This window comes from Alteromonas sp. ABV2_168 (genome assembly GCF_056161165.1).
On sequence record NZ_JBSWYQ010000007.1, the window covers coordinates 107425 to 129032 of the forward strand.

The 21608-nt window shown below is 50.2% G+C and carries 16 protein-coding genes; 4 read left to right on the forward strand and 12 right to left on the reverse strand.

Translation table 11 applies throughout. The features are described from left to right. Positions 1 to 3 precede the first annotated feature (3 nt). Together ACXAH4_RS12220 and ACXAH4_RS12225 are read right to left on the reverse strand one after the other, a co-directional pair. The gene (locus ACXAH4_RS12220) at positions 4 to 1626 is read right to left on the reverse strand and encodes a methyl-accepting chemotaxis protein (protein WP_474847989.1); all 1623 of its coding nucleotides are present in this window, start codon (positions 1624 to 1626) and stop codon (positions 4 to 6) included. A 208-nt stretch (positions 1627 to 1834) separates the two neighbouring features. Further along, entirely contained in the window at positions 1835 to 2857 is a 1023-nt protein-coding gene (locus ACXAH4_RS12225; protein ID WP_474847987.1) for a zinc-binding alcohol dehydrogenase family protein, read from the reverse strand. A 264-nt stretch (positions 2858 to 3121) separates the two neighbouring features. On the opposite strand from ACXAH4_RS12225, the gene katG reads away from it, so the two are divergent. Both katG and ACXAH4_RS12235 read left to right on the forward strand, forming a co-directional pair. Continuing rightward, on the forward strand, positions 3122 to 5362 hold the full coding sequence (gene katG, locus ACXAH4_RS12230) for a catalase/peroxidase HPI (protein WP_474847985.1): 2241 nt from the start codon (positions 3122 to 3124) through the stop codon (positions 5360 to 5362). Between the two features lie 227 nt (positions 5363 to 5589). Then, positions 5590 to 6636: an NAD(P)-dependent alcohol dehydrogenase gene (locus ACXAH4_RS12235; protein ID WP_474882057.1), complete on the forward strand. Its 1047-nt coding sequence runs from the start codon at positions 5590 to 5592 to the stop codon at positions 6634 to 6636. Between the two features lie 51 nt (positions 6637 to 6687). On the opposite strand, the gene ACXAH4_RS12240 is transcribed toward ACXAH4_RS12235, so the two are convergent. The 3 genes from ACXAH4_RS12240 to guaB form a co-directional block, all read right to left on the reverse strand. After that, entirely contained in the window at positions 6688 to 7413 is a 726-nt protein-coding gene (locus ACXAH4_RS12240; RefSeq protein WP_474882059.1) for a PEP-CTERM sorting domain-containing protein, read from the reverse strand. Positions 7414 to 7656: 243 nt separating this feature from the next. Next, positions 7657 to 9234, reverse strand: a complete 1578-nt coding sequence (gene guaA / locus ACXAH4_RS12245; protein WP_474882060.1) for a glutamine-hydrolyzing GMP synthase — start codon at positions 9232 to 9234, stop codon at positions 7657 to 7659. A 72-nt stretch (positions 9235 to 9306) separates the two neighbouring features. Then, positions 9307 to 10776: an IMP dehydrogenase gene (guaB, locus tag ACXAH4_RS12250; protein WP_474847981.1), complete on the reverse strand. Its 1470-nt coding sequence runs from the start codon at positions 10774 to 10776 to the stop codon at positions 9307 to 9309. 103 nt (positions 10777 to 10879) lie between these two features. Here guaB and xseA point away from each other — a divergent pair, with 103 nt between their 5' ends. Together xseA and ACXAH4_RS12260 are read left to right on the forward strand one after the other, a co-directional pair. Continuing rightward, positions 10880 to 12235, forward strand: a complete 1356-nt coding sequence (gene xseA, locus ACXAH4_RS12255) for an exodeoxyribonuclease VII large subunit (RefSeq protein ID WP_474882062.1) — start codon at positions 10880 to 10882, stop codon at positions 12233 to 12235. A gap of 74 nt (positions 12236 to 12309) precedes the next feature. Continuing rightward, the gene (locus tag ACXAH4_RS12260) at positions 12310 to 13416 is read left to right on the forward strand and encodes a hypothetical protein (protein WP_474882063.1); all 1107 of its coding nucleotides are present in this window, start codon (positions 12310 to 12312) and stop codon (positions 13414 to 13416) included. A gap of 9 nt (positions 13417 to 13425) precedes the next feature. On the opposite strand, the gene der is transcribed toward ACXAH4_RS12260, so the two are convergent. The 7 genes from der to pilW all read right to left on the reverse strand — a co-directional run bounded on the left by der (position 13426) and on the right by pilW (position 21607). Continuing rightward, positions 13426 to 14871, reverse strand: a complete 1446-nt coding sequence (gene der, locus ACXAH4_RS12265) for a ribosome biogenesis GTPase Der (protein ID WP_474882065.1) — start codon at positions 14869 to 14871, stop codon at positions 13426 to 13428. 147 nt (positions 14872 to 15018) lie between these two features. Continuing rightward, positions 15019 to 16275 (reverse strand): outer membrane protein assembly factor BamB, encoded by a 1257-nt coding sequence (bamB, locus tag ACXAH4_RS12270; RefSeq protein ID WP_119502007.1) that lies wholly within the window; start codon positions 16273 to 16275, stop codon positions 15019 to 15021. 20 nt (positions 16276 to 16295) lie between these two features. After that, a complete protein-coding gene (locus tag ACXAH4_RS12275) occupies positions 16296 to 16916 on the reverse strand; it encodes a YfgM family protein (protein ID WP_474882067.1) in 621 nt (206 codons plus the stop codon). A 51-nt stretch (positions 16917 to 16967) separates the two neighbouring features. Next, on the reverse strand, positions 16968 to 18239 hold the full coding sequence (hisS, locus tag ACXAH4_RS12280) for a histidine--tRNA ligase (protein ID WP_474882068.1): 1272 nt from the start codon (positions 18237 to 18239) through the stop codon (positions 16968 to 16970). A 133-nt stretch (positions 18240 to 18372) separates the two neighbouring features. Next, complete coding sequence (gene ispG / locus ACXAH4_RS12285) at positions 18373 to 19494, reverse strand: flavodoxin-dependent (E)-4-hydroxy-3-methylbut-2-enyl-diphosphate synthase (protein ID WP_119502009.1); 1122 nt, start codon at positions 19492 to 19494, stop codon at positions 18373 to 18375. A gap of 2 nt (positions 19495 to 19496) precedes the next feature. Continuing rightward, positions 19497 to 20498, reverse strand: coding sequence for a RodZ domain-containing protein (locus tag ACXAH4_RS12290; RefSeq protein ID WP_474882070.1), 1002 nt, complete (start codon positions 20496 to 20498; stop codon positions 19497 to 19499). A 17-nt stretch (positions 20499 to 20515) separates the two neighbouring features. Beyond that, a complete protein-coding gene (gene pilW / locus ACXAH4_RS12295; RefSeq protein ID WP_474882072.1) occupies positions 20516 to 21607 on the reverse strand; it encodes a type IV pilus biogenesis/stability protein PilW in 1092 nt (363 codons plus the stop codon). Position 21608 lies beyond the last annotated feature (1 nt).

A 21608-nucleotide genomic window follows, 5' to 3' on the forward strand; every position in this document is an offset into this window, starting at 1 on the left:
CGGTTAATGCGTCAGTGACATCACCACCTGCTTCACATTTCCTTCCATTTCTCTCACGGCATCGGAAATATCGTTTCGGCGTGACAAGGCATGATACTTTTCTGACGATGTCACAGAGTTATTGATAACCTGTTCAACCTGTTTAAGCACCGCTTCCTGTTCATCGGCGGCTTCGTTCAGTACAACGACAACGCTGGCGGTTTCCTGTATATCTTTCACCACCAGATTCAGTGTTTCCAGCGCCGCGGCCGCTTCTCTGGCATTCACATCTGCCAGCGATTTACCGGATTGCATGGCCACTACCGCACCCTGCGCGTCAGACTCAAAGCTTGAAAGGATGCCGTTGATTTCCCGCGTTGACTGCTGGGTTTTGGCTGCCAGTGCCCGCACTTCGTCGGCAACCACGGCAAACCCCCTGCCATGCTCCCCTGCTCTGGCTGCTTCAATAGCCGCATTCAGAGCCAGCAAGTTGGTCTGGTCGGCAATTTCATTGATGACATTAACGACTTTGAGGATGTCATTACTGCGGGATTGCAGGGCATCAACAATGTCACTGGACTGATTTACTGTCTCTGCAAGTTGCCTGAAGCCGTCATTAGCTTTTGAAAAGGTAGCGTAACAGGCAGCAACATTGGTTTCAGAGCTGTTAGTGGCGACGGCCACCTGGTTGGTGATGGCAACCAGACTCTGTACAATTTCTTTCAGTTTATCGGTACTGCTGTCCAGCGACTGACTGGTCTGGTGCTGTTCTTCTGCGCCGGCCAGAATAGCCTGACTCACATCACTCAACGTAATAACAGCGTGAGCGACCTGAGACTCTGCCTGTTTGAGTTGTTCAACTGAGCCCCGCAACTTGTCCTGTAACAAGCGTGCAGAATCCGCCAGCGAGCCCAGTTCGTGCCCGCTGCGGTAATCAAGCTTGTAGTCATACCGGCTTTTTGCCAGAGCCGCAATGCAGGCTGCGATTTGCTTAACCGGTTTAATGACCTGTTTACGTAAACGTTGTACCACATACCAGGTAGTCAGTGCTGATAACACAAGTGCAGCGATCAGGATCATCCATAATGTGCGGCGGGTATCCGTTCTCAGGTTTTCAAAAGCATTGAAAGACTGCTCAGCGATGTTTGCTGCCACCGCTTCAAGTAATTCAGCAGGTTTGCGGTCAATGCCTTTCACGTAGGCGTCTGCCACTTTAGCATCGTAACCCGCTGCCACGAACGCGTCGAAGCCTTCACGGTACTTTTCTGCCATATGATTATGGGCATCCAGAAATTCACGGATAGTGCTTCTGGCTTCCGCGTTTATCGCCTGATTCGTTAATAACTTGCGGAACCCCTCCTGCACGTCAGTTTCCCGTTGTTGAAACCGCTGCCAGTACTTCTCCCTGTTGTCATCGTCATAACCACGTAGCAACGTATTTTTCCATTCCTGTACCTGCGTTTTAAAGGTATTCAGGATAGCTGTTACATCACGCTCTGACTGAACCAGACTGTTTTCCAGTTCATCAAAATGGTTGAGTAAGGCAAAAGATTTATACAGTGATGCAGAGTTAAGCATCACTAAGATAATAAGAGCTGCCATCACGGGTGTCATGACAAGCCGGCTGATACTGGAATATTTCAACATGGGAACCTGGTAAAACGCTTTTCGGGTAAATGTAATACTGAATCATTTAGACGAAAGTATTAGATGATGTTTTTATGACAGCAACATGACAGCAGGTTGCGAATGTCAGTTGAGGGAGTTTGAAAAAGGGAAAGTCAGTATGTGCATTTATACGGAAGGTAGCGGCGAACCGGAACAATTCGCCGCCAGAAGTGACTGAATCTCAGGGTTATTCGGTTTCGAACGGTGCCAGTACCAGTTTGCCGATGGCTGAACCACTTTCAAGGATTTGATGGGCTCTGAACAGATTAGCGGCATTGACCGGGCCCAAATGCTGGCCGAGTGTGGTTTGAAGCTCCCCCGCAGTAAGCATTTTGCTCACATCGCTGAGGATTTCATGTTGTTTAAGCATGTCACTGGTATTGAACAGAGAGCGGGTGTACATGAACTCCCAGTGAAGCGAAATACTCTTGCGCTTTAACAGACCGATATCCAGCGGGCCCGGATCGTCAATCAGACCGAACTTGCTTTGCGGCTTCATTAAATCGGCCAGCGCGGCAATATGTGACTGCGTATGCGTGAGGCTGGCGACATAGTCAACCCCCTCTAATGACAATGCTTCATACTGCGGAGCCAGAGGTTGTGAATGGTCGAGTACATGATGTGCGCCCATTTTACTCACCCATCCCTTCGTTTCCGGTCTGGATGCCGTTGCCACAACAGTCAGCCCCGTAATTTTACGGGCAAGCTGAATCAGAATGGAACCCACACCACCGGCAGCACCGGTGACAAGCAGCACTTTATCTTTACTTTCTTCGCCCGGGGCAACTTCAAGACGATCGAATAACAGCTCCCACGCCGTCAGGGAAGTCAGTGGCATGGCCGCAGATTCAACATCCGACAGCCCTTCGGGTGCCAGCGCAACAATACGCTCATCCACCAGCTGATATTCCGCATTGGTACCGCTACGGGAAATATCACCGGCATAAAATACCTTATCGCCTTTTTTGAACAACGACGCATCGCTGCCTGTGGATTCAACGATACCCACCGCGTCCCATCCGAGGATTTTTACCTCATCAGCCGGAGGAGACACACTACGACGAATTTTGGTATCTACCGGATTCACTGAAACGGCAAGCACTCTCACCAGCAGATCTCTTCCTGCCGGCACAGGAGTTGCCATATTGATTGCCTGAATTGCGTTTTCAGTCAGCGTTTCAGACGCCTGCTTATAACCATATGCGCGCATGTTCTATCCCTTTGTTCAGCAAACTGCTCTACAAGAATGTGCTACACGATAACGCTTCCTGACACGCAGACGCCAGAGGAAAATCGTCGCAGTTGCTCAATAACGGGATAACATGACTCTTAATTAAAGTTAATAAATTGTTAATTCACAAATGATAAAAACAGATTGAAGTAATCGGTTTATCCAATTTTCTCTTATCACAAATCTGAATCATATTCTTATGGCCTGAAGTGTGACCAGAAACTATTCAATAAGGATAAACACATGAAAATGAAACTCTTACCCGTTGTTGCAGCTATCGCCATGGCATTATCGCCAAATGCGTACTCTGCCACTATGGATCAAAATGCGAAAGTAGTGGGCGAAGCCCCGAAAGGCAACAAATTCTGGTGGCCGGAACAACTGGACCTGTCCCAGTTACGTGCCCACGGTGTTGCATCGAACCCTTACGGCGAAAACTTTAATTACGCAAAAGCGTTTGAATCACTGGATTTAAATGCCGTTAAAGCCGATATCCGCGAAGTGCTTACATCTTCACAACCCTGGTGGCCTGCAGACTATGGTCATTACGGTCCGTTCTTTATCCGTATGGCGTGGCACGCAGCCGGTACTTACCGGACTGTTGACGGACGCGGCGGTGCCGGTGGTGGTCAGCAACGTTTCGACCCGCTGAACAGCTGGCCTGATAACGCTAACCTGGATAAAGCACGTCGTTTACTGTGGCCAATCAAACAGAAATATGGCCGTAATATTTCCTGGGGTGATTTAATGGCCCTCACCGGTAACGTGGCACTGGAAGACATGGGCTTTAAAACCTATGGTTTCGCCGGCGGCCGTGTGGACGACTGGGAACCGGATCATGTTTACTGGGGCCCGGAAGAAGAAATGCTTACCGACCAGCGCCGCGACGAGAAAGGTAACCTGAAAGGTCCTCTGGCTGCGGTAGAAATGGGTCTGATTTACGTCAATCCGGTTGGACCTCACGGCAAGCCTGATCCGATTGCAGCTGCTCACGACATCCGGATGTCTTTCGGCCGCATGGCGATGAATGATGAAGAAATCGTAGCGCTTATCGCGGGTGGTCACACTTTTGGTAAAGCTCACGGGGCCAAAAAAGCAGACTGTCTGGGTAAAGAACCTGCTGCCGGTGATCTGGAAGATCAGGGCTTTGGCTGGAAAAACAGCTGTGGCAAAGGTAATGCAGAAGACACGATGACCAGCGGACTGGAAGGTGCCTGGACGGTGACACCGACACAGTGGACAACAAATTATCTGGATAACCTGTTTGGTTTCGAATGGAAACAAACGAAGAGCCCTGCCGGCGCTATTCAGTGGATCCCTACTGCAGAATCCGCGGCGAACATGGTTCCTGACGCCCACGTTCAGGGTAAGCGCCACGCTCCTATCATGTTTACCACTGACCTCGCGCTGAAAGAAGATCCTGAATTCCGTAAGATTGCCAAACGCTTCCAGCAGAATCCGGAAGACTTTGAACTGGCCTTCGGTAAAGCCTGGTTCAAACTGAACCACCGTGATCTGGGACCGAAAGCCCGTTATCTGGGTGCTGAAATCCCGGCTGACGACCTTATCTGGCAGGATCCAATTCCTGAAGTTGACCACAAGCTTGTTTCAGACAAACAAGCTAAACAATTGAAGAAGGACATTCTGAAGTCAGGTCTGTCTGTACAGGAATTAGTGCGTGTCGCCTGGTCCGCTGCAGCCAGCTACCGTGATACGGATATGCGCGGTGGTGTAAACGGTGCCCGTATTGCTCTTGCTCCGCAAAAGGACTGGGCAATTAATAATCCGGCAGAAGTACAAAAAGTGCTGGGCAAGCTGAAAGAGATTCAGGCCGGTTTCAATAAGAAATCGAAAAAGGTCAAAATATCTCTGGCCGACATGATTGTACTGGCAGGTGCTGCAGGTGTTGAACAGGCAGCGAAAGACGCCGGTGTTGACGTGACCGTTCCGTTCATTCCGGGTCGTATGGATGCCACACAGGAAATGACAGATGTTGAGTCGTTCGCGGTACTGGAACCGACTGCTGATGCTTTCCGTAACTACTGGGCTGAAAGTAACTACCGCTCACCGGCTGTGATGATGGTCGACAAGGCAGACATGCTGTCACTGAGTGTGCCTGAGATGACAGTCCTGCTGGGCGGAATGCGTGCCATGAACGCAAACGCTGATGGTTCAGCCCATGGTGTACTGACAGGCAACCCTGGTCAGCTGACAAACGATTTCTTCGTTAATCTGCTGGATATGTCTACAGAATGGAAAAAGTCAGAAGATGATGCAGCCATTTATGTAGGTACAGACCGTACTTCAGGCGAACAGAAGTGGACTGCCACACCGGTTGATCTGATTTTCGGTTCTAACACAGAGTTACGGGCCATTGCCGAAGTGTACGGCTCTGAAGATGCGAAAGAGAAGTTTGTTACCGACTTCGTAGATGCCTGGGTAAAAGTAATGCGCAACGATCGCTTTGATCTGAAAGGTAGTTAATCCCTGCCCTCTTTATACCTCTTTAAACCATGCCCCCGCTAAGGGGGCATTTTTATTTCCCCGCTTATGAATGAACCTGTCAGCAGGTCTTCCCGTAAAACCTCCGGCAATCTGCACAATCAGGCAATCATTAGAGAGCATCAGGCATGCACAGCCCGGGTGTTTTTATTTAAAATTTCCGTTATCAGGATATGCCTGAGCATGTAACGACAAATGAGGCTATAGTTATGAAAACAATTGGATATGCGGCTCACTCGTCAGACGCCCACATGGTTCCTTATCATTTCGAAAGACGGAATCTGCGCGACAATGACGTGGCCATCGAAATTCTTTATAGCGGCGTTTGCCACTCTGATCTTCACACCGTAAACGGCGACTGGGGCGACCAGCCTTATCCGTTAGTACCGGGACACGAAATCGTCGGTAAAGTCATAGAAGTTGGCGCAGACGTTAAAAACTACAAAGTGGGCCAGCACGTAGCTGTAGGCTGTATGGTCGACAGCTGTCAGTCCTGCGACCAGTGTGACCACGGTGAAGAGCAATTTTGTCGCAATGGTATGACGCCCACTTACGGTGCACCGGACCGCATCAGCGGTGAAATTACTCAGGGCGGTTACTCAAAGCACATTGTCGTGCGCCAAGAATTCGTTCTGAATGTACCGGAATCATTAGATCTGGCCCGTACTGCACCTATTCTCTGTGCTGGTATCACCACTTTTTCTCCTCTGCGTACCTGGGGCGTTAAAGAAGGCAGCCGCGTAGGCGTAATTGGCCTGGGTGGTCTGGGTCATATGGCGGTTAAACTGGCCGTCGCCATGGGCGCAGAAGTGACCGTTCTCAGCCGTTCAAATTCTAAGGAAGAGCAGGCAAAAGCGCTGGGCGCGAGTGGAATTCTGGCTTCTACTGACAAGAGCGCAATGCAGGAAGCTGGTTCATCATTTGATTTAATCATCGACACGGTGCCGGTTAAACATGATGTAGATGTTTATATGCCACTTCTCGACATTGACGGTACGCTGGCTATTGTTGGTCAGGTTGGCCCCATGGAAGATTTTATGACCATGCCGTTAGTAATGGGCCGCCGCCGCGTAGCAGGCTCTCTGATTGGCGGTATCAGGGAAACTCAGGAAGTACTGGATTTCTGTGCTGAGCACAACATTCACCCTGAATGTGTGATGATTAAAGCTGATGAAGTGAATGATGCATTCGCAAGCCTGGCAAAAGGTGACGTAGCCCACCGTTACGTGATTGATATGTCGAGTCTGGAAGTGTAAAGCTTCGGACAGTCAAAAATAACAAAGCCCGCAAAATGCGGGCTTTTCTGTTTAGCTACGCTTTCTTCGGGTAAAGAAGCCAGCCATAGCCAGAGTAATCAATATCAGAGTGCCGGGTTCAGAAACACTTACCGGACCTGTCGCTCCATTTAACAAGTAGTTGATACTATTGGAGAGGAGAATATTACCATCAGATACATCATAGGTATCGAACAAGCCACTTAACAGTAATGAATTGCCACTATTTCCCTCAACAACTGCACAACCTGAACCCAATGTCCCCAGGCATTGAGATGATGAGGATGCTATCCAGCTACTGGAAAAAATACCCCAGCCCGGGTTTGCCAGCATAAGCGGTGAAGACAGACCCGCAAAAATGGGGTGTGAGTCAATCGCAATATTTGTCCCGTTTGTACCTGAACGACCTGAAGCTCCCAATAATGCAGATAAACCTGAATTATCAAGCCAGGTTGTACCTAATATAGAGCCCCCGTTACCTATATAAGTATCAAGACCTGAAATACTGCTAAAAATATCGTTATTCTGTTCGCCAAGGATTACCAGATCCCAGCTTTGTGAAGCAAGCTGGGTATTGAACTCTGTCACCGACGCTACAGTTGTCGTTTGACCATCCACACCGGATAAAGTTAGTGCGCCAGGTACAGACGATGTGGCAATAGTGTCATCTTCAAAATAAAGAACAGACGCTACTGATACTGATGTGTGTCCTAAAATCAAAGCAATTAATAATAGTGATTTTTGTATATTTAGTTTCATTTTCCACTTCCTGTATTTATCAAAACCTCACGTTTGCATAACAAGATTCGAGCCAAAAAAAATAACCCCAAAATTTCAGTTAGATAGAGCCTTGTTAATATTTAGTTGCAAAATAAACTGACAGTTAAAAATGCGATAATTGATAATTTAGAGACGAGAGCCCTAAATTTAAGAACAAAAAAGCCCTGCATTTGCAGGGCTATATAATTATTTGAGCACTGTTATTGAGACTAATGAAAGAACTTATTCCCACTCAATAGTAGCAGGCGGCTTACCGGAGATATCGTAAACCACGCGGGAAATGCCGTCGATTTCGTTGATGATACGGTTAGACACCTTACCTAAGAAATCGTATGGCAGATGCGCCCAGTGCGCAGTCATGAAGTCGATGGTTTCAACGGCACGCAGTGATACAACCCAGTCGTATTTACGGGCATCACCCATTACGCCAACAGAACGCACCGGCAGGAATACGGTAAATGCCTGACTGACTTTGTGGTAAAGGTCGGCGTTATGCAGCTCTTCAATGAAGATGGCATCGGCACGGCGCAGCAGGTCACAGTATTCTTTCTTGATTTCGCCCAGTACACGTACGCCCAGACCTGGGCCAGGGAACGGGTGGCGATACAGCATGTCGTATGGCAGGCCGAGTTCAAGACCAATTTTGCGTACTTCGTCTTTAAACAGTTCACGCAGCGGCTCAACCAGGCCCATCTTCATGTCTTCTGGCAAACCACCTACGTTGTGGTGCGATTTAATAACATGAGCTTTACCGGTAGCAGAACCGGCAGACTCGATAACGTCAGGGTAAATGGTGCCCTGCGCCAGCCATTTGGCGTTGCTCAGCTTGGATGCTTCCTCATCGAATACCGCTACGAACTCGTTACCGATAATCTTACGTTTTTTCTCTGGATCAGCTTCGCCACCAAGACGGGCCAGGAAGCGGTCTTCCGCATCCACTTTAATGATGTTCAGACCGAAGTGGTCGCCGAACATATCCATTACCTGCTGACCTTCGTTTAAGCGCAGCAGACCGTTGTCTACGAATACACAAGTCAGCTTGTCACCGATAGCACGGTGAATAAGCATAGCAACCACAGAAGAATCCACACCGCCTGACAGGCCGAGGATCACTTCATCATCACCCACTTTCTCTTTGATTCGGGCAATGGCGTCTTCGATAATCGCGCCCGGTGTCCACAGCTTCTCACAGCCACAGATATCCATGACGAACTGTTTCAGCAGACGCAGGCCCTGACGGGTGTGGGTGACTTCCGGGTGGAACTGTACGCCGTAGAAACGTTTTTCTTCGTTGTACATGGCCGCATGCGGACAAGATGGTGTCTGCGCGATGGTTTCGAAACCTTCCGGAATCGTCGCCACTTTATCGCCGTGGCTCATCCACACGTCCAGCAGTGCGTTGCCGTTTTCGCCGATGTGGTCTTCAATCTGTGCCAGCAGATCGGTGGCTTTTAATACTTCAACCTGCGCATAACCGAACTCACGCTTGTTAGAGCCCTGTACGCTACCTCCAAGCTGTTCCGCCATGGTCTGCATGCCGTAACATACACCCAGAACCGGCACGCCAGCTTCAAATACGTACTCAGGGGCACGGGGGGAATTCAGTTCGGTTACCGACTCCGGACCGCCGGACAGGATAATGCCGTCCGGGTTGAATCCGCGAATTTGCTCTTCGGTCACGTCCCAGGCCCACAGCTCACAGTAAACACCGATTTCACGTACGCGACGTGCAATCAGTTGCGTGTACTGGGAACCGAAGTCCAGAATAAGTATGCGCTGGCTATGAATATTGGTGGTCATGTTTTTACCCGTTAAATAAAACAGAAAGGCTGGTAGAAATACCAGCCTGACAAAATACTAGTTTAGCGGCGATTAGCCCAAACGGTAGTTTGGCGCTTCTTTGGTGATGCTTACATCATGTACGTGAGACTCGCCCATGCCCGCTGACGTTACGCGCACAAACTGTGCTTTGGTGTTCAGCGTAGGAATATCTTCACAGCCGGTTAAACCCATGGCTGAGCGCAGGCCGCCCATTTGCTGATGGATGATGGTCGCAATCGGGCCTTTATATGCAACGCGACCTTCGATACCTTCCGGTACCAGTTTCTCAGCGTTATCAGAAGCCTGGAAGTAACGGTCAGAAGAACCGTGACGCTGATTCATCGCGCCCAGCGAACCCATACCACGGTAAGACTTGTAGTAACGGCCCTGATACAGTTCAACTTCACCCGGCGCTTCTTCAGTACCGGCCAGCATGCTACCCACCATTACGCAGCTTGCACCTGCTGCCAATGCTTTAGCGATGTCACCGGAGAAACGGATACCGCCATCAGCGATTACCGGAATGCCGGTATCTTTCAGCGCTTCAACAGCATCAGAAATGGCAGTAATTTGTGGTACACCACAACCAGTTACGATACGGGTAGTACAGATAGAACCAGGGCCAATGCCCACTTTTACGCCATCAACACCGGCATCAGCCAGTGCTTTCGCACCCGCTGCTGTTGCCACGTTACCGGCAATGATTTGTAAGTCAGGATACGCACCACGAATACGGGCAACCTGGTCGATTACGCCTTGAGAATGACCGTGAGAGGTATCGATAAGCAGTACGTCGACGCCTGCCTCAACCAGACCAGCAATACGCTCATCAGTACCGGCACCTACGCCAACGGCTGCACCAACACGCAGACGACCCAGTGAGTCTTTACAGGCATTTGGCTTGCTTTCCGCTTTCTGGAAATCTTTAACGGTGATCAGACCGGTCAGTTTGAAAGCATCGTCAACCACCAGAATTTTTTCGATACGGTTCGCGTGCATCAGATCCAGTACTTCTTTAGAGTCTGCACCTTCTTTTACTGTTACCAGCTTATCTTTCGGTGTCATCACCTGGCTGACAGGTAAATCAAGACGGTTCTGGAAGCGCATGTCACGTCCGGTGACGATACCGATGAGGTTGTTATCTTTATCAGTCACAGGGAAACCGGAATAACCCAGTTTCTTGCTCATCGCGAGTACTTCGCCGATAGCCGTGGTCTGTTCTACGGTTACAGGGTCTGAAACCACGCCGCTTTCGTATTTTTTCACTTCACGTACGTGATTTGCCTGCTCTGCCGGCTCCATGTTTTTGTGAATAAAGCCGATGCCGCCTTCCTGGGCAAGGGCAATCGCAAGACGCGCTTCCGTAACAGTATCCATAGATGCAGATACCATAGGGATATTCAGCGACACGCCGCGAGTCAGTTTAGTATGGAGGTTTGCTGTATGAGGAAGGACAGTAGAGTGCCCCGGTACCAGCAATACATCATCAAAAGTAAGAGCTTCTTGAATGATTCTGAGCATGCAATAACACCTGAATAAGTGGAGAGTTAATTGCGGCGCAATTGTAGTGTTTTTTCTAAATCAGGTAAACTCTATTTGTCCTAAACCTGATGATTTTTTATTTATGCTGTTTAATTCCCCCTCCACATCCCGTCAAATTCTCACCGTCACCAAGCTGAACAGGCTGGCAAGGACGGTGTTGGAAGGCGAAATCGGCCTTGTCTGGTTGTCCGCGGAAATCTCTAATTTCGTCGCGGCCTCCTCGGGACACTGGTATTTCACCCTGAAAGATAACAAAGCCCAGGTACGGGCGGCCATGTTCAAGGGGTCGAACCGCTATGTAAAACAGCGCCCGAAAGAAGGCGACAAGGTACTGGTGCGTGCATCTGTGGGTCTTTATGAACCCCGGGGCGACTATCAACTGGTTATTGAACATCTTGAAGCTGACGGTGACGGCGCGCTGAAACAAGCCTTTGAGGCCCTGAAACTGAAATTACAACGGGATGGCCTGTTCGATGCCGATGCCAAGCGCCCTGTCCCCCAGGTAATTAATAAAATCGGTGTGGTCACCTCCTCCGCCGGTGCCGCTTTGCACGATGTACTCACGGTATTGAAACGCCGCAGCCCGGCAACGGAAGTCATTGTCTACCCTACCCTGGTGCAGGGCGAGCAGGCGCCGACGCAAATTATCAACGCGCTAGAAACCGCCTATCTCCGTAACGAAGTGGACGTCATACTGCTCACCCGTGGTGGCGGCTCGCTGGAAGACTTATGGTGCTTTAATGATGAGGCGCTGGCCCATTGTATTTCTGCATCGCCGGTGCCGCTGGTGAGTGCGGTGGGTCATGAAGTCGATGTGACCATTGCCGACTTTGTGGCAGACGTGCGTGCCCCTACCCCGTCTGCAGGTGCCGAACTGTTAAGCCGCGATCAAAGCGAACGCCTGGCGTTTGTTCAGCAAAAAGCGACAGCGCTTAACCGTGCATGGCAGCAACAGTTCAGACAACAGCAACACCAGCTCGCCGTATTACAGCAGCGCCTGAAAGCGGTGCATCCGGAGCGACGCTTGCAAAGTCAGTCACAGTCTCTGGATCGCGCAGCACTGGCCCTGAGCCATGCTATGGAGTCACGGATCGCAGGTTATGCCACCAGGCTGAATAACTTACTGCGCAGGCTGGACAGACAAAACCCCGCAAACCGGGTGGTCCGCCTGCAAGACCGTTGCAGTCAGCTCGACAGCGCGCTGAAAAAATCGGTGCAGCGCCTGCTTGAAAGTAAAAACAGGCAATTGCAGGGTCAGGCACAATTACTGAATTCAGTGAGCCCGCTGCAAACACTCACACGTGGCTACAGCATCACTTTTGCTGACGATAAGCCAGTACTGTCATCAACGGAAGTCAGTGAGGGGGATGAAATCACCACCCGCCTTGCCAGTGGCGAAATTATCAGTAAGGTGACTACTGTGAAGAAAAGTCTGTGAAAAGACACTTGAGCACGGGCCGGGGTTAGGTCACACTAGCCCTCCCCTAATCCTTCCCGATATCAGGAATCTTTGTGAATAAGGTTTGCAGTCTGTTGCCACTGGTTTTGATAACCGGTTGTCAGCAAGTGCCAGAAAAACCCGCGCCCGCGCCTTCGTTTTTACCCAAATATCATGTTGCGGCTCCCGTAGCACTGTTTTCCACCTGGCCGGGCGATACCATGAGTGCACGCTGTCAACAGGTCAATACCACTGACAGTTGTATGGAAGATGCTATTGCCGGGAATGAATTTGCCGCTATTCTCAAAGAAAAGAACTGGTTTGATGATGTACTGACAGAGTCAGATGCCGCTGACTATGAGATCCTCATAGCATCGTTGTCAGCACAGGTTGCTGATAACGATAGTGACGGCGTCTCACTCCACTCAGCTACAGCAGGCTTATGGCCGGCAAACACCACGCCGCATTATTTTACTGAATTCACCGTGCAATGGCGTGGCGTGGAAATAGACTCTCAACGATTTGAAACTTACTCGAAAACGGAAAAGCCTGTCACTGAACTTGCATCAGAAATACTGGACACCTGGTGGCTGGCGTCGCTACGAAAATCTGTTTTCTCTGCTGAATACCTTTTCACCGCGCTGGGTGCCAGCGACTACAATGCAGAGCTAGTCCTGCCTCAATCCATCGGCGAATTTACCCTTCAGGATACCCAGTATTATCCCGATCCGTTTAAAGGCATTATCAGCCGTTACAGCCACCCTGAATTTGATGACGCACTGATAGATATTACTGTCGGACCGGTGCTGATGGACTTATCCATGCCTGAATCCCAAAGGCTGCAGGCAGCACTGGAAGAAAATCTGAAAGAAGCGACACAGATGTCGGCTGCACAGGGACTCACGCTGATCACTGACAGCCCGGTATCAGCTTTCACGGTAAATTCGGATTCACAACGCCTTAATGGTTACCGTATGGCCGTGCACGCAGAAAATGAACTCGGTGAGCCATTATTCGCGACGACTTATGTTTTTGAAATGAAAGATAAGCTGGTGACATTATCCACCACATTTCCACCCAGAATAGCTGATAACCTGGTGTCAGCGGCGCTGCCGGTCATTGAAGTACCGGGTGAATCCGCGCTGATGAAAACCATCAGAGGTATGTCATCAGCGCAATAAGGACGGGGCTTACTTCTTGCTCTTGTGGAATGCCATCATACGCTTACGTTTGCGTTGTTGCGCCAGCGTAAGCTGATTCTTCTTACCTTCAAACGGGTTCGCCCCTTCACGGAACTCTATTTTAATAGGCGTTCCCATCACTTTCAGTGACTTACGGTAATAGTTCATCAGATAACGTTTATAAGAACCCGGCAGATCGTCGACCTGATTGCCGTGGATCACGATAACCGGCGGGTTATAACCACCGGCGTGGGCGTATTTCATTTTCACACGACGACCACGAACCATTGGAGGCTGGTGCTCTGCCTGAGCCATTTCCATGATTTGGGTAAGCATAGCCGTCCCCACACGCTGGGTAGCACTGTCATAAGCCTCAATCACTGACTCAAACAAATTACCCACACCGGAGCCGTGCAGAGCCGATATAAAATGCAAACGGGCAAAGTCAATAAAGCCGAGACGACGGTCAAGCTCCCGCTTGATATCATCTTTAATGTCTGTACTCAGACCGTCCCATTTATTCACTGCGACCACCAGAGAACGGCCGGAATTCAGAATGTAACCCAGTAAGCTGAGATCCTGATCCGCAATCCCTTCACGGGCATCAATCACCATTAATACAACGTTGGCTTCTTCTATAGCCTGCAGTGTTTTAACAATAGAGAATTTTTCTACTGCATCACCAACGCGCTTACGGCGGCGCACACCGGCTGTATCAATGAGGATATACTCCCGCCCGTCACGCTCAAGAGGAATGTAAACACTGTCACGGGTGGTACCCGGCATATCGAACACAACCACACGATCTTCACCGAGAATACGGTTGGTCAGCGTGGATTTACCCACATTGGGTTTGCCTACAATCGCCAGTTTAACCGGCAGATTCTTCAGCCTTTCTAACTGCTGCTCAGCGTCCAGTTCTTCATGAACCTCTTTTGGCTGCACCTGCATGTCCGGAAATTCTTCAGCCAGAGGTGTCAGAGCCTGCTCCAGTAACAGAGAAACGCCCCGGCCGTGAGCGGCAGCAATCTGGTGGATGGTGCCAAGACCAAGAGTATAGAAGTCTGCACTTTCACTGTCGCCGTCGATGCCGTCGACTTTGTTGGCAACGACAAACAGCTTCTTGTTCACTTTACGTAAGTGTTCTGCAATGCCGATATCCGCAGGCAACAAGCCAGCACGGGCATCAACAAGGAACAGAACCACATCAGCTTCATCAATAGCACGCAGCGACTGATGCGCCATTTCTGCATCAATCCCTTCTTCATCGCCGGTGATACCGCCGGTATCTACAACAATGAATTGCTTTTGCTCCCAGGTCGCCTGCCCGTACTTCCGATCCCGGGTCAAACCGGGAAAGTCTGCAACCAGTGCATCACGGGTGTTGGTTAATCGGTTAAACAATGTAGATTTACCCACATTCGGGCGACCCACGAGGGCAACAACAGGCAACATGCTTGAAGTCCTAAAATAAACTGGTTTAAAAATGCAGTAGCCGCGGAAATCGCGGCTACTGAATGAATCGGGCGATTATACCCTATATTAGCAGGCGCCGTCAGCTAAACCGGAACGGCGCGAAAAAGAGATTGGATAGCGTAATACTTAAGGGACTGAAAACGAAGCAACATCACCTTCACGGGTAACGGCAATGACCGCGTTACCGGTATAAACAGGGGCTGCGAATACTGATTCATCTTCATCGTCACCGCCCAGGTCGTACCGGGCGACAATTTTTCCATCTTCTTTGTTGATCCAGTGCAGCAGGCCCCACTTGTCACCCACAACCAGATAGTCACCGGCTGGCTCAGCGGCCGTCAGTACGCGCTTTTTCAAGCCGCTCTGCGACCACAGTTCAACACCGTTACGGCGGTCCAGTGCATACACGTGAGAGTTGTTATCAACTACGTACAAGGTATTACCGTCCATCGTCACATTACGGTAGGAGGCATATTCACGCTTCCAGATAACCCGCCCTGAACGTAACTCAACCGCTGCCAGTGTACCGTTGTAAGAAATAGCGTAAATAGTGCCGCCATACATTAAGGGCGCAGAATCCACATCAACGATACGTTCAAGTTCAGTCGCACCGCTCGGCGCTGTAATCGGTGTTTCCCAGGCAATCAGTCCGGAATCCAGAATGTTCACCTGAATCTTACCTGTAGGCGTACCCAGAATCACACCACCATTACTGACAGCAGGGGTAGAAATGCCGCGAAGGGTCAATGGCGGTACATCGCCAACCTGTTCCCAGACCTGCTCACCGGTTTCAACGTCCAGTGCATAAAGAATACCTGAGCCCGTGTTAACGATAACCAGATTGTCGCCGGTAACCGGTGAAGCAAGAATTTCACCATTAACGGTTTGCGTCCAGTTTACCTCACCGGTTTCCGCATTCAGTGACATCAGTACGCCATCTTCAGTACCAACAAAAACACGGCTTCCGTCAACAGACAACCCGCCGATTTTGGCAGATGCACCGCTTTTCCAAAGATTGCTTACAGACGAGAACATGCCCTCATCTTTGAAGATAGCAAAGTTCTGTTCCCATAGTGTTTCACCACTTTCAGGATCCAGTGCCGCTACCGTGCCATGACGGTCGGCAACATATAATTTCTCATTGGCATACACAGGGCGCAGGTGTGAGAAGTAGCTGTCGATTCCCTCACCCACTTCTGCTTCCCAGTTCACAGTGGGTACAAACTGTGCGTCCAGTGGCGCGAGTCTGCGGATTTCTAACTCTTCGTCATCGACAAACCAGTCTGAAATAGTTGTACATCCTGACAGCGATACTGACAGCGCCAGCGCCAGTCCCGCAGCCCGTGTAATCCGGCCTGTACGGCCACACGTTTTCGTTAACAAATCCGATACCTCTGTTATAGTTATTCGCTTGCCAGAACTGGCAGATTGTCCAGCTTCATTTCCAGCAGAACATTACCGCTGGCGGCTTCTAACGCTTCAGTGTAAGCCATGCGTGCCGCGTCATATTTTTCCTGCGCCACATAGACATCGCCTTCGATTTCTTTCACGTTGCCATCAAACGCACTGTCATTAACCGCTTTAAGCGTAGACAGCGCGGCATCGCCATTACCCTGTTCCAGTTGAATACGGGCAAGACGCAGTGAAGCAATGGTTGCCAGGTGCGCATCTGCTGCCTGGTCTTTTACTGCTGTGAGTGCTTTCACAGCAGCATCATAATCGTTGTTGCTTACGGCTTGTTGCGCAGCGACCAGACCACCGATAGTGGCATATCCACTACTTTCTGTTTTGCCCAGAAAACTGTCCAGTTTGCCGGCGTTGCCATCAGCTTCAATAGATTCAACTGCCACCTGATAGTCCGCAGAGGCCTGTTCTTTTGCTGTGCGCTGGGCATCAGAATAATAACGCCAGCCCCACAGGCCACCCAGACCTAATACAGCACCAATCACAATGGCCGCGCCATTATCTTTCCAAAACTTTTTAATCGCTTCGACTTGTTGTTCTTCTGTGGCGAAATGTTCCATGTACTTAACCTCTAAATCGACTTCTTCCTGCCGGCTGCCCGCCGGCAGCACTTAATCCACTAACTCTGACAACATACCGGCCAGTTCAGCCAGTGCTACCGTCTTTTGTTCACCGTCAGAACGCAGCGGTTTCACTGTCGCTACTTTATTCTCAGCTTCTTCGCTGCCAAGTAACAGAGCATAACCTGCGCCGGTCTTATCAGCACGCTTCAACTGCTTCTTAAAGTTGCCGCCACCGCAATGCATCATTACCCGCATGGAAGGACAACAGTCCCGCAGCAGCTCAGCCACTTCAAGGGCATAGGCGTCAGCCCCCATTGAGGTAACATACACATCGGCTGCAATATTATCCTGTTCAGTGGCCTGCAAGGTAGTTAACAGCAATACCAGCCGCTCCATACCCATAGCAAAACCCACTGCAGGCGTGGCTTTGCCACCCAACTGCTCAACCAGACCGTCATAACGGCCACCGGCACACACTGTGCCCTGAGCGCCCAGACTGTCTGTTACCCATTCAAAAACAGTGCGGTTGTAGTAGTCGAGCCCGCGTACCAGTCGTGGATTAACCTCGTATTGGATGCCCGCCTGCGATAATCGTTCACATAAATTTGAAAAATGTGTTTTGGATTCTTCGTCCAGGTGATCAAGCAGTGATGGCGCATCCTGAATCGCCGCCTGCACATCGGGATTTTTACTGTCCAGCACACGCAGAGGGTTGGTTTCAAGACGGCGGAGAGAGTCTTCATCAAGCTGGTCAGCACGTGCCCGAAGATACTCAGTCAACGCTTCACGGTACAGACGACGGGCCTCATTAGAGCCCAGCGAGTTAATTTGCAGGGTCACCTGATCACTGATGCCAAATGCTTTCCAGATGCGGGCACTCAGCAGGATCACTTCAACATCGATATCCGGTCCGTCGAGACCATAGGTCTCTACACCAAACTGGTGAAACTGACGGTAACGGCCCTTTTGCGGACGCTCGTGACGGAACATGGGTCCCATGTACCACAGACGTTGCTGCTGGTTATATAGCAAACCATGTTCATTACCGGCGCGAACTGTGCTCGCCGTGCCTTCGGGACGCAGTGTCAGGCTGTCGCCGTTTCTGTCTTCGAAGGTATACATTTCTTTTTCAACGATATCAGTCACTTCACCGATAGAGCGTTTGAATAAATCGGTACTCTCTACAATAGGAGTACGGATTTCCTGATAACCGTAACTGGCTACCACCTGACGCAGGGTGGACTCCACTCGCTGCCACGTACCGGACACTTCCGGCAGGCAGTCGTTCATTCCACGGATTGCCTGAATTGTCTTAGCCACCTGAAATTCTCATTTACCTGAAACTTAAAAGCCCCGCATTATAGGGGCTTTAGTATTAAACAACAATGTTACTTCCCTGACGACGGAGCGGCGCATTTGTTATCTCATTGTGCCGCACTTCGCCCTACAGGTTTTACGATTCTTTTACCGAGACCGGAATCTTGTTTGCTTCATCCAGACGGGACGCTTTTGCACGGATACGACGCTCGAGCTGATCCACCAGGTCATCGTTAGCCAGACGCTCACGCTGACGCTTACCGTCTTCGTAGAAACCGCTCATATTGCGCGCGCCGGTCAGACCTAAATCAGACACCTCAGCCTCGCCGGGTCCGTTAACAACACAACCGATAATGGACACATCCATGGGCGTTAAAATATCTTCTACACGCTGTTCCAGTGCGTTCACCGTACCGATGACATCAAACTCCTGACGGGAACAACTCGGACAGGCAATAAAATTGATGCCTCTTGAGCGTATACGCAGCGACTTAAGGATATCAAAACCGACTTTGATTTCTTCAACCGGATCAGCGGCCAGAGAAACGCGCAGGGTATCTCCGATACCTTCAGCAAGTAACATACCCAGACCTACCGCACTTTTTACTGCGCCGGCACGTTGTCCGCCGGCTTCTGTGATACCCAGATGCAGCGGCTGATCAATTTGCTGAGCCAGCAAGCGGTATGCACCGACTGCCAGGAATACATCAGACGCTTTCACACTGACCTTAAACTGGTCGAAGTTAAGCTTGTCCAGAATATCAACGTGGCGCATGGCTGACTCAACCAGCGCTTCAGGAGTGGGCTCGCCGTACTTTTCCTGCAGGTCCCGCTCCAGTGAACCACCGTTCACACCGATACGGATAGGAATATTTTTGTCTCTGGCGCAATCCACCACAGATTTAACCCGCTCCATGTTGCCAATGTTGCCGGGATTAATACGCAGGCAATCTACGCCATATTCCGCCACTTTCAGGGCAATGCGGTAATCAAAATGGATATCTGCCACCAAAGGCACTGAGACTTGTGCACGGATAGCTTTAAATGCTTCTGCCGCTTCCATCGTAGGTACAGAGACCCGCACGATTTCACCGCCCACCGCGACGATGCGTTTGATTTGAGCCACAGTAGCATCGACATCCGTTGTCGGCGTATTGGTCATAGACTGTACAGCAATGGGTGCACCATCACCGACGGGTACGCTTCCCACATTAATGCGCGTAGATTTACGACGTTTGACGGGGCTTTCAGTAAACATGATTAGTCCTGCATTGGTAACGTGAAGCGGGCGATTCTGCCAACCTGAAACGCGGAAATATCAACGGCTTCATCGTCATAGGTAATACTCACACCATCAGGTGCACCTAAAGTTACTTTAAACGGCGGCTGGCCACTCACAGGCATCACCCGTCCGGAGGCTTTCACGCCATAAGCGATAGCTTCGCCAGTGGCATCTTCGATATTAATCCAGCAATCTTCGGCGAAAGTAAGTACCAGTTCCACAGTGGCCGCGCCGGTTGAATCAGTGGTTTCTGTATTATCACCGGCTGCGGAGACATCATCAACTTCGGTCATATCGGTGCTGCTTTGCTCCGGTGCGCTTTCTGCGACATCTGATACGTCAGCTTCAGGTTGGTCACCTTCCGGCTCAATGTCAGTCTGCAAAGGCATTGTATCCTCAAGGTTCGTCTCCGCAGCAGCAGATTCAATTGCCGTGTCTGAAGCTTCCTCAGCGGCTGAAAGTGACGGCTGTGCAGATTCGCTGACAGCCGGGTCTGCTGCTTGCGGCGATACTGAACGGGTTGTTACAGCTTCTTTTTCTACCGTGGGGTCAGAGAACGTCAAACCGTCAGACTGCTGATACCACCAGGCAACCAGCGCCACCACCAATAACAGCAACATGATCCAGGTGACCATCATCCAGCGATCGTCGTGGGCCTGCTTTGCAACGCGCTTTGAGAAACTCTGTAAACGTGCCGGCGGTCTGGTGACAGTGTGCAGCCGGTTAAAACTGTCGATGACCGGCGCTTCCTGAATGCCCAGTTGTCTGGCATACATGCGGACATAGCCTTTCTGAAACGTTGCTGACATCGCCTCGTCCAGATGATCATTTTCGATATCCACGACATTTTTCAGTTTCAGAAACAGTTTATCAGCCATTTGTTGCTGACTTAATCCGGCTTTTTCCCGCGCATCCCGCAACATTTCGCCAGGAGTGGGAGCCGTGTTCTGTTCATCAACCTGGTTTTCGTTTGTGCTCATTGAATACCTTGTGAGTGTTATTTTTCGGGCGAAAGACGTAAACGCATACCTACCTCGATATCACCGGGATCGGCGAGTTTGTTCCAGGCCTGTAAGCGCGACATTTTAATATTGTATTTCAGCGAAATGCGATACAAATTTTCGCCCGGTTTCACTTCATGATAGCGGGTTTGAGGATCTTCCAGTACCGGTAAGTCAGATTGCGGTTCATTCTGTACAGCAGCTGTATTTTGTACCGGAGCAGGCTCTTTGCTGACCGGAGCGCTTTCAGGGCTGACTACCTTTTGCGCTTTAGCCTGAACCTCTGCCTTCGGTTTGACCCGGCGCACTATTTGCGCAGAGGCATTGGCTTTACGGATAATGCTTTCCCGGTAAGCTTTTGCTTCCTCACTCTGAGGATACATAGTGACCAGCATTTCACCATATCCCTGCGCGGTCTCTGCATCCCCTTTCCCTTCAGCAATAGCGATAGCCAGCGTCACAGATTCGGGGCTCACACGGGAAACGCGCTCGTACCGGCGCATAACAGATTCAGCCTCGTCCCATTGTCCGGTTTCAACGTACAGTTGAGTCAGCATGAAGAGGCTTTTGGAACGGCCGGGCTGATGGTTCAGCGCATTTGTAAGATAGCCGATGGCTTCTTCACGCTTGCCCTGGTCAGCGGCACAGATAGCCATATTTTCGTAGGTTTGCGCTGAATTTGCATATTGCAGGTTATTCAGTGCTTTGCTGTAAAAGTCATTAGCTTTGTCATATTTTTTCTGCTGACAAAGAAAAGCGCCGTAGCTGTTGGCAATTTCGGCATTGCGGGGCGCCAGATCCAGAGCATTCTCGTAAGACTGTTCAGCTCTGCCCCACTCTTCCACGGTCTGGTAATAGTATGCCAGCGAATAATGCGCGTCAGCATACCTGGGAGCGAATTCCAGCGCTTTGTCCAGATTCACTTTGGCTTGCTGGTAATTGCCGTTTTTAAGGTAAGTCAGGCCCAGAGAAATTCGGGTCTTTGCGGCCTGTTCCATATCAAAATCATCGCCAGAATACCCGTTTTGCTGGTTCTGGCTTACACATCCTGTCAGTGCAATAACGAGAGCAAGTACGCCTAATCGCATG